Annotated in this window: 16 protein-coding genes; 15 read left to right on the top strand and 1 reads right to left on the bottom strand. The window is 46.9% G+C overall.

The window, feature by feature from the left end:
• Positions 1-405: 405 nt before the first annotated feature.
• The 7 genes from NXG62_RS05900 (at position 406) to NXG62_RS05870 (ending at position 7,065) form a co-directional block, all read left to right on the top strand.
• Positions 406-1,245 (top strand): energy-coupling factor transporter ATPase, encoded by an 840-nt coding sequence (locus tag NXG62_RS05900; RefSeq protein WP_427114024.1) that lies wholly within the window; start codon positions 406-408, stop codon positions 1,243-1,245.
• Positions 1,230-2,099, top strand: coding sequence for an energy-coupling factor transporter ATPase (locus NXG62_RS05895; protein WP_427114023.1), 870 nt, complete (start codon positions 1,230-1,232; stop codon positions 2,097-2,099). The genes NXG62_RS05900 and NXG62_RS05895 overlap by 16 nt, the downstream gene beginning before the upstream one ends.
• Positions 2,089-2,889, top strand: coding sequence for an energy-coupling factor transporter transmembrane component T family protein (locus NXG62_RS05890; protein ID WP_427114022.1), 801 nt, complete (start codon positions 2,089-2,091; stop codon positions 2,887-2,889). Before NXG62_RS05895 ends, NXG62_RS05890 begins: the two co-directional genes overlap by 11 nt.
• Entirely contained in the window at positions 2,886-3,674 is a 789-nt protein-coding gene (gene truA / locus NXG62_RS05885; protein WP_427114021.1) for a tRNA pseudouridine(38-40) synthase TruA, read from the top strand. Before NXG62_RS05890 ends, truA begins: the two co-directional genes overlap by 4 nt.
• A gap of 174 nt (positions 3,675-3,848) precedes the next feature.
• Positions 3,849-4,856 (top strand): C4-dicarboxylate ABC transporter, encoded by a 1,008-nt coding sequence (locus tag NXG62_RS05880; protein ID WP_427114020.1) that lies wholly within the window; start codon positions 3,849-3,851, stop codon positions 4,854-4,856.
• Between the two features lie 84 nt (positions 4,857-4,940).
• Positions 4,941-5,987, top strand: coding sequence for an anthranilate phosphoribosyltransferase (trpD, locus tag NXG62_RS05875; RefSeq protein WP_427114019.1), 1,047 nt, complete (start codon positions 4,941-4,943; stop codon positions 5,985-5,987).
• Between the two features lie 346 nt (positions 5,988-6,333).
• Positions 6,334-7,065, top strand: a complete 732-nt coding sequence (locus NXG62_RS05870) for a TVP38/TMEM64 family protein (protein WP_427114018.1) — start codon at positions 6,334-6,336, stop codon at positions 7,063-7,065.
• Positions 7,066-7,130: 65 nt separating this feature from the next.
• Here the strand turns inward: NXG62_RS05870 and NXG62_RS05865 are convergent, their stop codons facing one another.
• Positions 7,131-7,829, bottom strand: coding sequence for a hypothetical protein (locus NXG62_RS05865; protein ID WP_427114017.1), 699 nt, complete (start codon positions 7,827-7,829; stop codon positions 7,131-7,133).
• 625 nt (positions 7,830-8,454) lie between these two features.
• Between NXG62_RS05865 and NXG62_RS05860 the strand changes: the two genes are divergently transcribed.
• The 8 genes from NXG62_RS05860 (at position 8,455) to NXG62_RS05825 (ending at position 17,022) form a co-directional block, all read left to right on the top strand.
• A complete protein-coding gene (locus tag NXG62_RS05860) occupies positions 8,455-9,009 on the top strand; it encodes a ferritin family protein (protein WP_427114016.1) in 555 nt (184 codons plus the stop codon).
• 114 nt (positions 9,010-9,123) lie between these two features.
• Entirely contained in the window at positions 9,124-9,555 is a 432-nt protein-coding gene (locus tag NXG62_RS05855; RefSeq protein ID WP_427114015.1) for a hypothetical protein, read from the top strand.
• Between the two features lie 78 nt (positions 9,556-9,633).
• Positions 9,634-10,848, top strand: a complete 1,215-nt coding sequence (locus NXG62_RS05850) for a hypothetical protein (protein ID WP_427114014.1) — start codon at positions 9,634-9,636, stop codon at positions 10,846-10,848.
• A gap of 13 nt (positions 10,849-10,861) precedes the next feature.
• Entirely contained in the window at positions 10,862-12,403 is a 1,542-nt protein-coding gene (locus NXG62_RS05845; RefSeq protein WP_427114013.1) for a hypothetical protein, read from the top strand.
• A gap of 186 nt (positions 12,404-12,589) precedes the next feature.
• Positions 12,590-13,270 carry a response regulator gene (locus tag NXG62_RS05840; protein ID WP_427114012.1) on the top strand — a complete coding sequence of 227 codons (681 nt, stop codon included), beginning with the start codon at positions 12,590-12,592 and terminating at the stop codon, positions 13,268-13,270.
• Entirely contained in the window at positions 13,270-14,988 is a 1,719-nt protein-coding gene (locus NXG62_RS05835; RefSeq protein WP_427114011.1) for a sensor histidine kinase, read from the top strand. Before NXG62_RS05840 ends, NXG62_RS05835 begins: the two co-directional genes overlap by 1 nt.
• A 209-nt stretch (positions 14,989-15,197) precedes the next feature.
• A complete protein-coding gene (gene tnpA / locus NXG62_RS05830) occupies positions 15,198-15,656 on the top strand; it encodes an IS200/IS605 family transposase (RefSeq protein WP_427113633.1) in 459 nt (152 codons plus the stop codon).
• A gap of 433 nt (positions 15,657-16,089) precedes the next feature.
• Positions 16,090-17,022, top strand: a complete 933-nt coding sequence (locus NXG62_RS05825; RefSeq protein ID WP_427114010.1) for a phosphate ABC transporter substrate-binding protein — start codon at positions 16,090-16,092, stop codon at positions 17,020-17,022.
• Positions 17,023-17,038: the final 16 nt, after the last annotated feature.

Genomic DNA, 17,038 nt, shown 5'->3' with positions numbered 1-17,038 from the left:
TAAAAAAGTTTTCTATCTATCCCTTTTCAAGGGAGCCGATTAAGCGCGGTGCCAGGGCGTAAACAAACTAGGTGATGGATTCTTTTTTAGGCGTCACGTTGTTCCTTAAAAAAGTTTTCTACCTATCCCCTTTCAAGGGAGCCGATTAAGCGCGGAGACAGGGCGTATTTTGGGGATTTTTTATCTGCAGTTCTTTCCGTATGAGTCAATGGGATTATGGCGGATTTTACCGTTAGGATGGGGCATGGAAGCAGATCGAGAACGTATTATGTAAACGATAATGTGATTTTAAAAAAGTTTACATAAATAATAGACAAGCTGGGTAAAACACTGTATAATAATTGCGTGTAAAAACGGGAGCGTTTTTTCACTTTATCTATTATATAGGAGATGTAAGGAGATACGATGAGTATACCTATGATAAAACTGGACCACATGAGCCATTCTTATACGGATGAAGAAGGAAAGAAAGTATACGCCGTGCAGGATGTATCCTTATCGATCCAGGCCGGGGAATTCGTGGCGATTATTGGCACGAATGGTTCCGGAAAATCTACCTTGGCCAAACATTTCAATGTTCTTCTCGTACCGACAGAGGGAACCTGTGAAGTCTGCGGCATGCGTACGGATGATCCTGATTTGACTTGGGATATTCGGCAGAAAGTCGGCATGGTTTTCCAGAACCCAGATAATCAGATCGTGGCCGCCATTGTGGAAGAAGATGTAGCCTTCGGACCGGAAAATCTGGGAGTGCCGCCGGAAGAAATAAAAAAACGTGTCAAAGCGGCGCTGGAACGCGTCAACATGACGCAATACGCTCACCATGGTCCGCATCTTTTGAGCGGCGGCCAAAAGCAGCGTATTGCCATAGCGGGCATTTTGGCCATGCAGTCGCAGTGCATCGTTCTCGATGAACCGACAGCGATGCTGGATCCTATGGGCCGCAAGGAAGTAATGGATACGATTCACCAGCTCAATACAGAAGGAATCACCGTTATTTTGATTACCCATTTTATGGAAGAAGCCGTTACGGCAGATCGTGTTATTGTCATCAATAAAGGCAGATTGCAGATGGATGGCAAGCCGCACGATATTTTTACCCATGTGCGGGAACTAAAGAAAATGGGACTGGATGTACCGGTTTCGGCTGAATTGGCCTTGCGCCTGCGGGAAAAAGGCATTTCCCTGCCCGATACTATCATAACAAAAAAAGAATTAGGGGACGCATTATGTCAATACAGTTAGAAAACGTGTCGTATACCTATGGAGTAGGCACGCCGTTTGAAAAGACAGCACTGCGCAATGTAACGATGGAAATCAGCAGCGGCGATTTTGTCGGGATCATCGGTCATACGGGATCCGGCAAATCTACCTTGGTCCAGCTGCTGAACGGTTTGTTGCAGCCTACGATGGGGCAGGTCACAGTCAACGGCATGGATATCAGCCAAAAATCAAAAGCAGCGATGGATATGCGCCATAAAGTAGGTATGGTATTCCAATATCCGGAATATCAGTTATTTGAAGAGACCGTTGCCAAGGATATTGCTTTTGGTCCGCGCAATATGGGATTGGCTGAAGAAGAAATAGAACAGCGTGTCAAGGAAGCGATGGAATTCGTCCATCTCGATTATGAAGAATACGGCAATCGCTCGCCCTTTCGGTTGAGCGGCGGTCAAATGCGCCGTGTTGCCATTGCCGGTGTCATTGCGATTCATCCGGAATATCTGATTCTCGATGAACCATCGGCCGGACTGGATCCCGTAGGCCGTGAAGACATATTTGCCGAGGTTAAGCGCTGGCATGAAGAAAAGAATATTACGGTTATCCTTGTTTCCCACAATATGGAGGATATTTCCCATCTGGCCAACCGTTTGATCGTTCTGGACCACAGTGAAATTATTCTCGATGGAGAACCGCTGGAAATATTTGCAAAACAGCAGGACCTGCTGCATCGTGCCGGAGTCAGTGTACCGCCGGTTACCGAAGTGCTGCAGTATCTGCAGAAACGCGGCCTGCCGGTCGAGGACCGTGTACGGACCGTAGAAGAAGCCGCGGCTTCCATTTATGCGGGGGTAAGGGGGAATACGCATGCTCACTGATATTACGCTGGGCCAATATTTTCCCGGACACTCCTTTTTGCATAAGCTGGATCCGCGAGCTAAAATTATGGCGACGATGATTTTTATTATAGCGATATTTTTTGCGGAATCCATACCGGCCTATGGCGTCGTTACGGCGTTTGTGGTGCTTAATTTTGCGTTATCGCGATTGCCGCTGAAACTCATCGTACAATCCTTGAAACCATTGTGGATTATTATTGTGTTTACGATGGGTATCCATATCTTTACGACGCCGGGGGTCGTGCTCTGGCAATACGGATTTCTTTCCATTACGAAAGAAGGCGTATACCAAGGCAGTCTGATGACGGCCCGTCTGGTATATTTGATTGTCTTTTCCTCTCTGTTGACCTATACGACATCTCCCATCGTTCTGACCGATGGCATCGAACACTTATTGAATCCCTTTCGACGTATCGGCGTACCGGCGCATGAACTGGCCATGATGATGACCATTGCCCTGCGGTTTATCCCGACACTATTGGAGGAAACGGATCGGATCATGAAAGCCCAGACGGCTCGCGGTGCCAACTTTACGAGCGGCAGTATCTTGCAGCGCGGCAAGAACATGATACCGCTGCTGGTTCCGCTGTTTGTCAGTGCATTCCGCCGGGCCGACGAATTGGCGACGGCGATGGAAGCCCGCTGCTATCGCGGCGGAGCCGGACGGACGCGTATGAATGAATTATCCTATACCTATCGGGATGGGATTGCCATGGCAGCTATCGTACTCGTAACGGGAATCCTGATTTGGATGCGGTGGTTTGTATGAAAAAGAACATCTGTCTGACCGTTGCCTATGATGGGACTGATTTTCACGGATTCCAGCGGCAGAGCAATGCTCCTTCGATTCAGATGGAAATTGAACGGGCCTTATCCCGTATATTTTCTGCACCGATTACGATTTATGGGGCAGCGCGTACCGATGCCGGCGTCCATGCGCGCGGACAAGTTGTTAATTTTTATGGGGAAGGCTCCATCCCGACAGAGAAAATCCCCTATGCGGCCAAAGGCTATCTGCCGCCGGAAATCGTCATACGTACGGCGCAGGAAATGCCGGAACGCTTTAGCGTGCGTCATGATTGCGCAGGTAAGCACTATCGCTATACGATCAATAATGCGCAAGTCTGTGATCCTTTTCTGCTGCGGTATGCTTGGTTTATACGAAAACCACTGGATATAGAAATCATGAAAGCCGGTGCGGAACTATTGCGGGGAACTCATGATTTTTCTGCCTTTGAAGGACAGAATACGACACCCATGAACCCGCGGAAGACAATGTACGATATTACCTTTCAGCGAGAAGGGGCGGCACTGCAGATCAATGTTCTGGGAGATGGGTTCCTATATCATATGGTTCGTAATATGGCAGGCGGGTTTGTGGATCTGGGACTTCATCGTATGACGGTAGAATCTTTCCGTACTATTCTGGAAGGCCGGGACCGGACCAAACTGGGAGCGACTGCCCCGGCTCGGGGACTATGTCTGGAACGCGTGTTTTATTCCTATGAAAGGGTAAAAGAAACAGAAAAACTGCTGCGAGAACACGCATTATAACAGAAATATAAAAATTTGATGACGCATATTGAAAAATAATATGACACAATGCAAGGCGTGTATATTGATACTCGCCTTTTTGTGTGTCATACTTTAAAAGCAACGTTAAAAAAAGGTAATACATGCAAAAAATGCATGCATGTACTTGGTAATTTTGAAAAGAAGGTATTATAAATGGCACAACATATTGAAATCATAGCACCGGACGAAAGAGAAATCATACGGCAAATTGGCTTTGTTCATTTTATGTCTGTTTCTACCTTTGCCGCTTCCATGGGGTATTGCGGCATGTGTTTCGGCTGGCGCACAGCGCATCAGATTTGGGGAGTCCCCGCTTGGATTGGAGAGTTTTTCGGAATAGTCGCCATGGTGATTTACATTTGGGTATTTTTCCAATATTTCCGTAAACTGCGTATTGATGCGGCGGCCGTACGGGCAGAATGGAATTCCCCGTCTAAGGTCAATTTTTTTGGGACCTTTACCGTTTCTACGGTGCTGCTGGCAGCGGTACTGGCACCGTACAGTCATATGATTGCCAGTATATTCTGGTGGGTGGCGTTGGTGATGATTCTGCTGTTTGGCTGGATATTGCTTAGCCATTGGCTGCTGGAACGTCAGCATATCAACGAAGTCACTCCGGCTTGGCTGCTGCCGGTGCTGGGACCTATTACGATCCCGATCGCCGGGAATGTCCTTCAGAACCCTGGATTTCATGATATTTCCGTATTTTGTGTCGCCATCGGTATTGTGACGGGTATCCCGGTTATCGCCCTGCTGCTGACTCGCAGCATTATCGGCAAACCGCTGCCTGATGCGGTGCAGCCCAGCTTGATGATTCTCATGGCACCTTTTGGCATGGGCTATATCACTTACAGTGATACCTTCGGCCCGGATAATTTTACGGCGTTATTTATCTGTGCGGGTATTTTCCTTCTGGTACCCATTGTCTGCAAAGTAGCCTCTATCATGCTCAGTACTCCGTTTCGCATGGGTTGGTGGTCCACCAGTTTCCCCAGCATGGCGTTTACTAACGGCGTATTGAAGTTCAGCAACGACTACACCGTGTTCTGGACACGTACGCTGGGGTTATTCCTGTTGATTTGTGCCACTACCTTGATTTTGTGGCTGTCTTGCAAAACAATATGGGCGATACATCGTAAGACGCTTTGGAAATTATATTGATTACAAAGCCGATGTGGTATAATATAAGTATAAGAAACCTCGTTAAGATCACATGCAGGATGTACGTACAAAGGAGTGAGGGCTATGTTGAAAAATTTACTGGTAAAACTGGCAGAAGGTAATGAGTTGACCTCTCGGGAATGTGTATTTGCCATGGATCGGATCATGGATGGACGTGTTTCCAATATTCAGCTCAGCGCATTTTTAGCAGCGTTGGCGGTCAAAGGATGTACGGATACGGAAATAACCGGTTTTGCCCAAGGGATGCGTGAACACAGCCTGAAGGTGGAACATCATTTGGATTTATTTGAAATCGTAGGTACCGGCGGAGATACGGCCAAGACCTTTAATATTTCTACCACCGCAGCGTTTGTCATCGCTGCCGGAGGCGTGTTGGTAGCTAAGCACGGCAACCGAGCCAAAACTTCGCGCAGCGGTTCGGCAGATATGCTGGAGGCGCTGGGCGGCAATATTTTCCTGGAACCGGACAGTTGTCTGGAGATGCTCCATACGATCGGCATCTGCTATTTCTATACACGGTACTATTACTATATGATGAAACATATTGATTCCGTTCGCGAAGAACTGGGGATTCCGACTATCTTTGATGTGCTGCGGCCCTTGACCAACCCGGCTCGTGCCAAATATGAACTCTTAGGAGTAAACAAGAAAAAACTTGTCGAACCGATGGCCCGTGTCCTTTCTAATCTGGGTGTCGTGCGCGGCATGGTAGTATATGGGCAGGATGGATCTGATGAAATTTCGGCCTCGGCAGCTACGACAGTCTGCGAATTTACAGGAAATTCCTTTAAAACCTATGAAATCCGGCCGGAGGATTTTTGCCTGATTCGCTGCCGTCCGGACGAGCTGGCAGGTGGCACGCCGAAAAAAAATGCTGCCATAGCCCGCAGCATTTTGAACGGCGAAAAAAGTGCCAAACGGACGGCGATTATCATGAATGCCGGAGCGGGTCTTTACATCTGCGGCAAGGCGCTTACGTTGGAAGCCGGCATGAAAGAAGCCGCACGGCTTATCGATTCGGGAAAGGCGATGCAAAAACTGGATGAATTCTTGAAAATGAGTCAGCAGCTATCTGCGATAGAACGCTCCCGCGTTTCTGAATTTTTGTAAACATAACCGCCGTGTATACGGGGCTGACAGGAGAGAAAAGAAGATTTGACTCTCTCTTGCCGGCCCCTTTTTGATAAGCGGCAGACGGTTCAGGCTATGCCCTATTTGTATCTATATAGAATAGGATGTACTTGGTTGCTTAAAAGAGATGATTGAAACGGAACTAGTATTTTGGAAATGACATCACTTGTGGTATAATAGAGTATCGAATTGCCTGTTTGGCCGAATAGTATATGTTGTGCAGCGGTCAGTTCATCTATAGGTATCCCTATGACGTATTTCCTGATAGAACCATGCGGGGATAACTCATTTCGAAACTACTTGTATAAAAGGATAGATATATAATATGAAGGATAAAACAGTAGGGGTTTCGATCCACGTCTTTGGCGTTCTGGCTGTAGTAGCCGTGTTGTGGGCGATTCAACTTGTTCTGCCGGATTTCTACATGACCATGTGGAATCTCATGGTACAAGGGGATATAGACGGTCTTACGGACTATATTGCTTCCTTTGGCTATGAGGCTATATTGGTCAGTGTTTTCATGATCACCTTTGTCAATGCGATCGGATTTCCCTCCATTCCGTTCCTGACAGTGAACGGTATTATTTTTGGTTTGGTTCCGGGAATTATTATTTCTTGGGCAGGCGAAGTATTAGGCATTGAAATCAGTTTTCACCTCACGCGGACACTGCTGCGCGGGCAAGCTAAAAAAATGATCGAGCGGAATGATATGCTGGAAAAACTTGATTCTTACAGCTGTATCAAGACGATTATCATGGGACGGGCTATACCGTATTCGCCCAATGTATTAGTAACTGCATTCAGTGCGCTGAGTCATATTTCCTATAAAGATCATTTTATTGCCAACCTTATCGGCAAAATACCGGCTGTCGTCATAGAAGTCTGGCTGGGACATGATCTGCTCCGTTTTCATGAACACTGGGGACGCCTGCTGGTGTTGATTCTGCTGGTAGTTATCGTATACGGATTTATGTGGTGGAGAAGAAGACACCGCCCGAAACTGGCCCATATAGAATGCCATCATGAAGCAGATCGTATCTCTGTTACAAAAAAATAGTACAAAATCATTGCAAAAAGAGGATCGGCGCAAGCCGGTCCTCTTTTTATGCAGATCATCCGATATTACGGCGTCATTTTTTCCTTTAAGGTTTTGAAAAATGCATCAACGATTCGCTTATATACACCCATCGTATCGTCGGAACTGTACCGTGTCCGGGTTTCTTCGCGGGAAAATACGACACTGCCTGTTTTGGTATCATACACGTCAAATCGCAGCGTTACCGTCGTGTTGGGAATATATGTATCCGGTACATATTCGGGAACGGTAATCTCCTGTGATACCGTGTACGGTCTGCCGTCGCGGTCATACACGACACGATCGATCCACTGGGACCGCCACTCCGTATGGGCAGCGACAAAACTGCTATCTTGGCGATACTGCAGCAGCCGGGCTTTTATGTACACATCGGCAGCAGGAAGCGCAGGAGTGGCAGGAGACGCAGAAGACGCAGAAGACACGGGTGGTGCGCCGGCTGCGGGCAAAGCGGTCGGTTGTGATGCGGGAGGAGCGATCTGCGGATCCGTACTGACATAACTGCCGTTCTTCTTTGCGCGTGTTACATACGCATCCTGCAGCGTTTTTGCCACAATATCATTCTTGATACTTGTGGCTTCGGACGTATCCAGATTATAAACCATGACCGTCTGTATCTTTGGAAAAGCATAAGAACTATCGGACCAATCATCCTTTTCTGCATGAACAGCCAGCGGAACAGAAACAACGATCGTTATCCATGCGGCTAACAGCCAGGAACCCTTCATACAAGCACCTCCTTAAGATACCTATACACCTAGTATATACTGTATATCATAAAGGAAAACATGAAAAAAAGCTATGGATAATATACGGAAAATAGAAAAGGAATATGCTAAGAGAAGAATGGCAAGGTCTAACCTCTCCGTCTTCGGACGAAACTCATGTCCGAATCCACCTAGAAAACAAACTAAGCGATTCGCATGCCTTTGTGCGTCACTTCGTTCCTGCAAAATCAGCTCTCTGCTTATCTCCTGTCAGGAGAGGCTTTAAAAGATTCTGTGTTATAAAAACATTAAAAAACAGCCCTTGCCCTTCGGCTCCCTTGTCAGGGGATAGGTAGAGAACCTTTTTTAAAGGAACAACGTGACGCATAAAAAAGAGTGAATCACCTAGTTTGTTTGTTAGCTGGCACCGCAGGTGACTGAGAGGTTGCACTTTTCCCTGGTTTAACCGGCCGGCGAGCGGTAAATACAAAAAAATTTAAAAGTAACGAAGAAATTACAAAAAAGGCCTTGCTTTTCTAAAATACATCTGCTATAATTACATCATAACAAATAACAATTATTTGTTAGTAAGAATTTCTTAAAGCTTTCATCATATAATTGTTATATAAATTAGGAGGAATATATTATGAAAAAATTTGTTTGCAGTATCTGTGGGTATGTCTATGAAGGAGAAGAAGCTCCGGAAAAGTGTCCGCAGTGTGGTGCTCCGAAGGAAAAATTCAGTGAAATGACCGCTGGTAAAAAAGAATATGTGGATGAACACATTGTTGGAATTGCCAAAGGTGTTGATCCCCGTATTATTGAAGGTCTTCGCATGAACTTCACCGGCGAATGTTCTGAAGTCGGCATGTATATTGCTATGGGCCGGCAGGCTGACCGTGAAGGCTATCCGGAAATCGCGGAAGCATTTAAACGCTATGCGTTGGAAGAAGCGGATCACGCATCCCGCTTTGCCGAAATGCTCGGTGAAGTCGTAAACGCGGATACACTCAAGAATCTGGAACTCCGTGCTGCTGCTGAACAGGGTGCCTGTGCTGGCAAGAAAGAATTGGCAACTCTCGCAAAACAGCTCAATCTGGACGCTATTCATGATACCGTGCATGAAATGGCGAAAGACGAAGCACGTCATGGCCGTGGTTTTGATGGCCTCCTCGCTCGTTACTTTGGTCATAAAAATTAAACATATCCGGCTTTTTCCCCGCATGCTTGGCGTGCGGGGTTTTTGCTATGCAAGTTGCTTTTTATACATAATTCTTATATAATGAAATAAATGTGTACTGAAGGAGGCGACCATATGAAAAAACAACTTATCGTGGGGGCTTTAGTCATATCACTTACCGGATTCAGCGGTACGTTGGCTACGCAGGCTTTTGATTTTGGGTCTGTTCTTAAAATCGGCGGTGTTGGGGTAGTAGTCAGCAAATTTGGCGAACAACTCAACGATTTTCTGAATAAACTTTTGATGAAAAACGGCGTAGGTACCAATTATGCAACCAAAGTCGTGCCGGTGATCAGTGTAGGCGGCGGTGGGTATGTAGGTGCTGCGCAGGTAGTCGGTCCGGCAGAGCAAGTAGAGCAGGTCAAAGCTGTCGGTCAGATCGAAGCGGGGTTTAACGGTAATTTGTTTAGAGCCAAGGCATTGATTCCTATTGATGCCGAAAGTATTACGAACATGCACCGCATTCAAGGCGTGGGTGTCTCGGCTATGATCGATGTGCGTTTTTAATTCATTGCGATATACAGAAAAGCATTACAGTTGTCTTCTTTTTCGATGAGGATGACACAATTACAGGAGGAATATAGGATGCTGAAAAAGAAATTTGCCTGCATGGCGACAGTTATGGCATTATGCGGTTCTATGCTGGTCAGTGCCGCAGGGTATACTATTTTGGAAAAGGCGCAGAAGGTGGAAAGCACCGTCTATGGGACCGTACAACAAGGCGCGTTGAATGACCGGGTTGCCTCTTTGGACAAACTAATCAACGGTCAGTCGGCGGACACGGGCAGCACGGAAAACCGTGTGGATACCCTATATAAGGAAGTATACGGTAATCCGGGTTCCGACTTATCCATGCTGGCTGCTGTGAATATGATGCAGTGGAAATATGGGGGACAAGTTTCCAACGACTCTCTGCTGGCCCGCGTATCCTCCTTGGAAGAAAACTTGAACGGCCAGGTCGGGACGGGTTCCTTGAATGGACGTGTAACAGCACTGCGTCGTTCCCTGTTGGGAAACGAAAAGTTTGTTTCGCAGGCGGTAACGATTCCTGCAGGAATCATTGTTAAATTGCAAAATCTGGATGCACTCAGTTCCAAGACGTTGAAAAAAGGTGATACGGTACGGCTTGCGGCAATGGAAAATGTCATGGTAGGCAATGTAGTAGCCATTCCCAGCGGTTCTCAATGTGAAGGTACCGTAACCGATGTACGTCGGTCGGGTATTTTCGGTCGTGACGGCAAACTGGTCATTACCTATGGCAGCATCAAGGCCGTCGACGGTTCGGCGGTCCCCTTGATCGTAGGAGATAAAGCAAAAGAACAATATAAACAAATGAAGATAGCGGCTGGAGCTTCTGTTGCCGGCGCCGTTATCCTGGGACCGGTAGGACTAGTAGGCGGACTGTTTGTTAAAGGCAGTGAAGTCAATATCCCGGCGGGGACGACGATGTTTACAGAAGTTAAAACCGATACGGACGTTATGGGCTTTACAGAAACACCGGTAGACTCTTCGGAAATGAAGACGGCGAATATGGCAGCCAGCGGTGTAGCCGTTCCCGGTGTGTCCGGCGTGGCGACTCCGGTGGGTACGCAGACTGTTGCGATAGGACCGAATGCGACGACTCCTATAGCGACACCGCCGGCAGCGGATGCTAACATGCCCGTAGGAACAGCACAAGCACCGACGCAGACCGTTCCGGTGACAGAGGAAAAAGCACAGGAAACGCAAACAGCGACAGAAAATACACAAGATACCTCAAATCAAACAACGGTAGCCATTACTTCCAATGGAAAACAATAAATAGGTGACGTATATGAAAAAAAATTTGGCAGTATTTATTTTGGCTGCCGCCGTGTCTTTCACGTTGCCTGTCTTTGCCAATCAGGATGCAGCAGATGCCGGCTCCGTTATGGACAAGACAGCATGGGTAACCAAAAGCACTGCCGATCAAGTGAATAAAAAAGAAAAAAAGCAAAAAACCGTAGAACCTGTAAATCTCGACTGGGCTTCCCGACGCTACGATATCGTACTGCCGCCGCAGCCGGTAAGAGTAGCGGCGGACTCTCTGTATATGCGCAATCAGGACGGGTATGTACAAGGGCGGGGCAATGTAGATATTCAGCAGGGAATCGATGAATTTCACAGCAACTATGTGGAAGGCAATACGAAAACAAAAATGTATTATATACCGGGACAGGCTGTATGGATCCAGGGAGAAACCGCGCTGGACGGATCGGGAATTACCTATGACGGGAATACGCACAGCGGTAAAGTGGAAAGAATAGCCGGGTTTATTGCGCCCAACGTATATATCCGCGGTACAGACGGAGAATTGACTAACGGCAACGGATACATGAAACATGGGTTGATTACCACTCCCCATGCCGTAGCGGAAACACCGGATTATTATCTGACTGGGGACGACATCCACATTTATCCGGGTGTTAAATTTACCTCGGAAAATACGGCACTGTGGTTTAAGCATATCCGGCTGCTTACGTACGGCCATTATGAAGGGAATCTGGATTCGCAGCATAAGACCAATACCACTCTTTTCTCTCTGCTGCCTAGACCGCGCTATACCTCCGATGATGGTTTTGGCATATATGGCGGAGCCACGCTTCCGCTGAATGCAGAGGAAACATTCCAATTCCAATTCAAATATGCCATATATACCAAAGGCGGATTCCAGCCGACAGCCTTGTTTATCCGGGACACGAGTATCGGGCGTTTTACCTTAGGCTATTCGACAGAAGAAAGTACGCAGAGCACCGATAGAGTATGGGCAAAGAAATTCCCTGAATTAACCTACTATATGCCGCGTATTACCTTTGGCCGCACCGGTATCTATATGGACAACAGTGCAAGCTGGGGCCGCTGGTCTGAAGACGGGGTAGCAACGGGCGTGCATAAAGACTTCCAAACGGAAATAAGCCATACGCCGCTGCCGCTATGGAAAAAAGCCAATATTCGTTTCTTTGCCGGCTATCGTAAGGATACATACGGTACTGATGATTCCATCGTTCGCGATCCCTATACGGGCGTTGTATTAAATCAGGGAATCAATGAACGGGTATGGACCAGTTGGTGGTATACAAAACATAATATGAGCGGTGTGACACCCTATCGATTCGACACCATAGACCATCCGCGGCAAAAGGGTGTATCCATCGGCTACAAAATGACGCCGCTGGATACCTTTATCCTGACCTTTGATAAAGATCTGGATACCGATCAAGTAGCGGACCGTGACTTCACGTGGGTTCGTGACATGCACTCCTTTGTGGCAACGATTACATGGGAATCTGTCTCTCGCAGCTGGGATTTTCAATTAGTAGCAAAAGACTTTTTCTAATACAAAGAGGTACTCTGAAAAAAGAGTACCTCTTTTTTGCAGTATCCGTTTTGTTTTTTTTATTTTCATGGTATTATATTTCGTAATAGACGCTTTTTTACTGATTTTTTACATTACTTACCTGTAATCTGAGGCGTTTCCCTGTATAATAATAAATGATAATCGGATTTTTTGGGAGGGGATCACATGGCATTGATATATTGCGTAGAAGACGATGAAAATATTCGTGAACTCGTAGGGTATGCCTTGCGCAGTCAGAAGTTCGATGTAGGAACTTTTGCCGATGGGAAGGAGTTTTGGACCGCGATTGAAGAAAAAATCCCATCTTTGGTACTTCTTGACATCATGATGCCGGGAGAAAGCGGCGTGGAGATTTTGGGAAAACTCCGCAAGCGGAAAGATTGCAGCGCATTGCCGGTCATTATGTTAACAGCAAAAACGAGTGAATACGATATTGTTAAAGGACTCGATACGGGAGCGGATGATTATATCTGCAAGCCTTTTGGTATTGTCGAGCTGGTTTCCCGTATTCGCGCCGTACTGCGGCGGAGCACGACGCCGACCGATGAACAGACCGTGTATACGTATGAAAATGTATCGTTGGATACGGGGAAGCATGAGGTCCTGGTGGATGGAAAACCCCGTCATTTGACGGTCAAGGAGTTTGAATTGCTGCAATATTTGTTGGTCAATGTCAATATCGTTCTCAAACGGGAACAGATTATGGAAAAGGTATGGGGCTTTACCTATGAAGGCGAAAGTCGCACCATTGATATGCATATCAAAAGTCTTCGTCAAAAATTGGGAACAGGCGGACATATTATCCGAACTGTCCGCGGTATCGGATATCTCGTAGGAGGTAAATAGTGAAAAAGCGAATTTACCTGAGCCTGCTCGCCATCGGCTTGGCCTGCATGGTTATGGCCCTGGTCATTTCCGGCTGGATTTTTTGGCGGTCTGCACAGGAGCAGGCTGCCGTAGAAATGGAATCTGCTGTGGCCATGATTTCGGCAGGTATGGCCCGTGACCCGGAACCCAACGGATATCTGCAGCAAGTAGCCGATGCGGAAAAAGGGGCGCTGCGGATCACTTGGATCGATACGGATGGCAGTATCAAATTCGAATCCGATTATGACGCAGCCAAAATGGAAAATCATCTCCAACGTCCCGAAGTCCAGCAGGCCTTTGCTTATGGGACGGGATCGGCAGTCCGGGAATCCGCTACGATTGAAAAAGCACTGTATTATTCGGCCAAAAAACTTCCCGACGGAACGGTCCTGCGTGTCAGTCTGCAGCGTGCCACGCTGTATTCTCACTTTTTGTCGTTGCTGCCTATGGCACTGCTGCTGTTGCTGTTGGCGGGCATCTGTTGTATTCGTGCTTCGCGGATGCTGACGGCCAGTCTGTTATCTCCGCTGCGCAAAACGGCCCGTATCATGGAAAATATCGGCACTCCTTCGCAGCAGCTGCCGCAGGAAATGCCGCATGTATATCGTGAATTACGTCCGCTGGTGCAAAAGATCATGGACCAAAGCAATTACATCAACCATACGATCCAAACACTGGAGCGGGAGCGCAATACGGTCCGCATTATTTTGGAGAATCTGCGAGAAGGTGTCATTCTGACCGATAAAGCAGGAAAAATACTGGCTCTCAACACCTGTGCCAAGGATATCCTGCAGATCCGCAGAACGATGAAGGTCAGCGGCCTGGCCTTTGAAAAAATCCTTCCCGGTGTGGAATGGGATCAGATCAAAACAGGAGAAGACTCGCCGGTGGCCTATACACAGAAACTAGTTAAAAATGACCGGCTCTATCAATTGACGGTGCGGCCTATATATAAAGAAGAAAATTTGTATGGTGCCTTATTCATTCTCTATGACATTACGGAAAGTGAACATCGGGAACAACTGCGGCGAGAATTCACCTCCAATGTTTCGCACGAACTCAAAACGCCGCTCACCTCGATCAGCGGCTTTGCAGAAATGCTTTCGGCAGGACTGTATGAAGAAGAAAAAGACGTCCAGCACTTCGGCAAACTTATCCAGCAAGAATCACAGCGACTGCTGCGGCTGATCGAAGGCATCATCCATCTGACGAAAATAGAAGAACATAGGCCGAATATAGAAATGACATCGGTCAAACTCGATACTATCGTCGAAGAAATCGTCAATTTCATGGAACCGGTAACGCAAGAAAAACACGTTACAATACACCGGAAAATGGAAGATATCGCTGTCTTCGGCAATAACGGCATGCTGCGGGAACTCTGTATGAACCTCATCGATAATGCCGTGAAATACAACCGCAGCGGCGGACACGTATATATCACGCTGCAGCAAGAAGGCAGCAAAGCCGTCTTTGCTGTCCGGGACACGGGAATCGGTATTCCCGAAGACAAGCAAAAGCGAGTTTTTGAACGCTTCTACCGAGCCGATGCCAGCCGCAATAAGAAAAACGGCGGCAGTGGTCTGGGACTCTCTATTGTAAAGCACATTGTGGAACACCACCACGGTCAAATCAATCTGGAAAGTAAAGAAGGAGAAGGAACGAAGATAACCGTGTACCTGACACTGGCAACGTGATGCAGGTCGTGATGCAGGTGAACAAGCAAAAAACAACCATCCGTCGGGATGGTTGTTTTTTGTTGTAGTTAGAAAACCCTTGGTTAGACCAGGGGTTCCAAAAAGCTTTAGCGATGAGTCTATAAAGGTTTAAAACAAAACACCTTTAATGTAAGATAAGAATGCGGTCCGTCAACTGCAAACCTATCCACATTAAAGGAGGTCATTCAATGAATGACACACACAGTCTATCACACAGTAAATGGAATTGTAAATATCATGTAGTATTTGCGCCGAAGTATCGGCGGCAAGTATTTTATGGGCAAAAGCGATATGAAATAGGGCAAATACTACGAGAATTATGCCAGTGGAAAGGAGTGACATTACTAGAAGCAGAAGCATGCCCGGATCATGTACATCTGCTATTGGAAATTCCCCCCAAGATGAGTATATCGAGTTTTATGGGATTCCTCAAAGGAAAAAGTAGTCTGATGATTTATGAAAAATGGGGAAATATGAAATATAAGTACCGGAATCGACAATTTTGGTGTCGTGGATACTACGTAGATACCGTAGGGAAAAACGAGAAGAAGATAATTACCTATATTCGCGAACAACTTAAAGAAGATGAAATGTCCGAACAGCTTACATTAGATTTAGAAGACCCGTTTACGGGTAACCGGAAATAATATGCAAGTAACGGACCGAACATGCGCTGTAAAGCGCTGCTGGTAGACTAGGCCTTATAGGCCGCATAAGAAAAACCACCAGCTAAGCTGGTGGATCATTATTTGCTTGCCGGAAAATAAAGGAAAACAAAGTGCAACCTCTCAGTCACCTGCGGTGCCAGCTCCCCTGACAAGGGAGCCGAAGGGCAAGGGCTGTTTTTTTAATGTTTTTATAACACAGAATCTTTTAAAGCCTCTCCTGACAGGAGATAAGCAGAGAGCTGATTTTGCAGGAACGAAGTGACGCACAAGGCATGCGAATCGCTTAGTTTGTTTTCTAGGTGGCCCCGAGTGTAGCGAGGTCGGAGAGATTAGACCTTTTCCCTATCCATTTTTGCTTTTTTTTATTATTTTCACATTCTTTACATTCTTTACACAGGACACTTACATAGACTTGGTACGATGTAATCACAAAATAAAAAGGAGTGGATCATATATGAAATTGAAAAAACTTATCTTCATAGCTCTCGCCGCTGTTATGGTAGTGGGTGCTGCCGGATGCGGCAGCCAGCAGAAGGCGGACGGTGACAAGTCTAGTTCCGCCGCTGTGTCCGGGAGCATTACCGGTTCCGGTTCTTCGGCATTGCTGCCGCTGGTAAAGGATGCAGCAGATAAGTTCAAGATAGATAATCAGGGCGTTTCCATCAGCCTGAATGCCGGCGGTTCCGGAACAGGCCTCAAGCAGATCGCCGATGGGTCCGTCGATATGGGGAACTCTGATGTACCTGCTGAAACAAAATTATCCAAGGATCAGGTCGCTAAACTCGTAGATCATAAAGTCTGCGTCATGACGGTTGCCACGATCGTAAACCCCGACATCGGACAGGTCGTCAAGAGTTTGACTACACAACAGCTGCAGGATATCTTCACTGCTAAAATCACGAACTGGAAAGAGGTAGGCGGTCCGGATGAAGCGATCATCCTGGTGACACGTCCGCAGACATCCGGCACTCGGGCACTCTTCAAAGAATATGCTATTAAAGGGGCAGAAGAATCGAGCAACAAATCCCTCGAAACAGATAACTCCGGCCTTCTCGTACAGAGTGTGGCACAGAACAAAGGCGCTATCGGCTACGTCGCTCTTCCGTACTTGATCAACGATAAGACGGTCAGCACGATCGCTATCAATGGGGTAGCTCCTTCGCTGGAAAACACCTATAACGGCACCTATGCGGTATGGGGATACGAACACATCTATACCAGCAAAGAACCGAAAGCCGCTGTCAAAGCGTTCCTTGACTTTGTCCTCTCTGATACATACGGCCAGCGCATCGAAGAATTAGGTTACGGTGTATCAAGCAAAATGCAAACGAAGGAAGTTCACTAAGGTACGTCAGATAACG

It is taken from the genome of Megasphaera sueciensis, assembly GCF_050219315.1.
Taxonomy (GTDB): Bacteria; Bacillota; Negativicutes; order Veillonellales; family Megasphaeraceae; genus Megasphaera_A; species Megasphaera_A sueciensis.
This window is presented reverse-complemented; position numbering and strand designations above follow the sequence as displayed.

What these genes read in the sequence shown, in the direction of transcription:
- NXG62_RS05900 (WP_427114024.1), top strand. Translation starts at nt 406, where the DNA reads ATGAGTATACCTATGATAAAACTGGACCACATGAGCCATTCTTATACG.
- NXG62_RS05895 (WP_427114023.1), top strand. Translation starts at nt 1,230, where the DNA reads ATGTCAATACAGTTAGAAAACGTGTCGTATACCTATGGAGTAGGCACG.
- NXG62_RS05890 (WP_427114022.1), top strand. Translation starts at nt 2,089, where the DNA reads ATGCTCACTGATATTACGCTGGGCCAATATTTTCCCGGACACTCCTTT.
- truA (WP_427114021.1), top strand. Translation starts at nt 2,886, where the DNA reads ATGAAAAAGAACATCTGTCTGACCGTTGCCTATGATGGGACTGATTTT.
- NXG62_RS05880 (WP_427114020.1), top strand. Translation starts at nt 3,849, where the DNA reads ATGGCACAACATATTGAAATCATAGCACCGGACGAAAGAGAAATCATA.
- trpD (WP_427114019.1), top strand. Translation starts at nt 4,941, where the DNA reads ATGTTGAAAAATTTACTGGTAAAACTGGCAGAAGGTAATGAGTTGACC.
- NXG62_RS05870 (WP_427114018.1), top strand. Translation starts at nt 6,334, where the DNA reads ATGAAGGATAAAACAGTAGGGGTTTCGATCCACGTCTTTGGCGTTCTG.
- NXG62_RS05865 (WP_427114017.1), bottom strand. Translation starts at nt 7,829, where the DNA reads ATGAAGGGTTCCTGGCTGTTAGCCGCATGGATAACGATCGTTGTTTCT.
- NXG62_RS05860 (WP_427114016.1), top strand. Translation starts at nt 8,455, where the DNA reads ATGAAAAAATTTGTTTGCAGTATCTGTGGGTATGTCTATGAAGGAGAA.
- NXG62_RS05855 (WP_427114015.1), top strand. Translation starts at nt 9,124, where the DNA reads ATGAAAAAACAACTTATCGTGGGGGCTTTAGTCATATCACTTACCGGA.
- NXG62_RS05850 (WP_427114014.1), top strand. Translation starts at nt 9,634, where the DNA reads ATGCTGAAAAAGAAATTTGCCTGCATGGCGACAGTTATGGCATTATGC.
- NXG62_RS05845 (WP_427114013.1), top strand. Translation starts at nt 10,862, where the DNA reads ATGAAAAAAAATTTGGCAGTATTTATTTTGGCTGCCGCCGTGTCTTTC.
- NXG62_RS05840 (WP_427114012.1), top strand. Translation starts at nt 12,590, where the DNA reads ATGGCATTGATATATTGCGTAGAAGACGATGAAAATATTCGTGAACTC.
- tnpA (WP_427113633.1), top strand. Translation starts at nt 15,198, where the DNA reads ATGAATGACACACACAGTCTATCACACAGTAAATGGAATTGTAAATAT.